The organism is Mesorhizobium sp. M1403, from assembly GCF_040317695.1.
Lineage (GTDB): Bacteria > Pseudomonadota > Alphaproteobacteria > Rhizobiales > Rhizobiaceae > Mesorhizobium.
In genome coordinates this window covers 1-620 of record NZ_JAMYKY010000101.1, presented here as the reverse complement: position 1 = coordinate 620, position 620 = coordinate 1, and the positions used below count along the sequence as shown (strand labels likewise).

The window sequence follows — 620 nt, the reverse complement described above, 5'->3', positions numbered from 1 at the left end:
GCCCAGATCTGTGCCAGCGTCGTCTCGATCTCGCCCTGCGGCGCCTCATAGGCCGCCCGCGCATAGGCGTCGTCGTCGGGAGCCGGCAGTCCCTTGCGGTCGAGCTTGCCGTTCGCCGTCAGCGGCAGCGCCGCAAGCTGCACGAAGGCCGATGGCACCATGTAGTCCGGCAGCCGCGCGCTTAAGTATGTGCGCAGGGTGGCGGCAAGTGTGCTTCCATCCTCGTCGTCCGATCCGGCCTCGGCCGCAACCACATAGGCGATGAGCCGCTTGTCGTCGGCGCCATCCCCGTGTGCCACCACTGCCGCCTCGCGCACCCAGGCGTGCTCGCAAAGCCGCGCCGCGATCTCGCCCGGCTCGATGCGGAAGCCGCGGATCTTCACCTGGTCATCGTTGCGCCCCAGAAACTCCAGATTGCCGTCCGGCAGGTAGCGCCCCAGATCGCCGGTCCGGTACATGCGGGCGCCAGGCTCGCCGCTGAACGGATCGGCCAGGAACCGCTCCGCTGTCAGCTCCGGCCGGTTGAGGTAGCCACGCGCAACGCCGGCCCCGCCGATGTAAAGCTCGCCCACCGCCCCGAATGGAACCGGCGCGCCATGGCCGTCCAGAAGATACACCCG

Annotated in this window: 1 protein-coding gene; it reads right to left on the bottom strand. The window is 69.4% G+C overall.

Annotated elements, in window-relative coordinates; all coding sequences use genetic code 11:
• Positions 1 to 620: AMP-binding enzyme (locus NKH01_RS35210; RefSeq protein WP_502912720.1), on the bottom strand; the 620-nt coding region annotated here is incomplete at both ends.